A 418-nucleotide genomic window follows, 5' to 3' on the forward strand; every position below is an offset into this window, starting at 1 on the left:
CATGGTAGGTGGACGTCCTTTCTGTTTAGAGAGTCCCTCTATACCAAACTTCTGATACGTTCTAAGCCAATTCGCAATCAATGATGGATTGTTCATTTTTAGAAGATTAGCTACTTCTTGATAGGACACCTCTGTTGTTAAATATAACTCTATCGCATCTAGCTTAAATTGAACAGAGTAATTCTTATTTTTTCGACTGCGAAGTAGGCCTTCTTCACCAAGTTCTTTATAGGCATTTATCCATTTGCTTATTTGAGAACTATCTTTAAACCCATACTTCTTTGCGAGAAACCTTAGACCTCCTTGACCAGATAAGTAGTCATGAACAAGTTTAAGTTTAAATTCAAAACTGTATTTTGCCATACAAAAAAACCTCCAAAAGTTAGATTTCTAGGTCTAACTTTTGGGGGTCGGCTCA

Annotated in this window: 1 protein-coding gene; it reads right to left on the reverse strand. The window is 36.1% G+C overall.

What is annotated here, in order from left to right:
* Window positions 1-363 (reverse strand): IS3 family transposase (locus tag HMPREF2810_RS12550; RefSeq protein WP_070635616.1); only part of this gene is annotated, 363 nt, incomplete at its 3' end.
* Window positions 364-418 lie beyond the last annotated feature (55 nt).

This window comes from Enterococcus sp. HMSC078F03 (assembly GCF_001811595.1).
In the GTDB taxonomy this organism is placed as follows: Bacteria; Bacillota; Bacilli; order Lactobacillales; family Enterococcaceae; genus Enterococcus; species Enterococcus faecalis.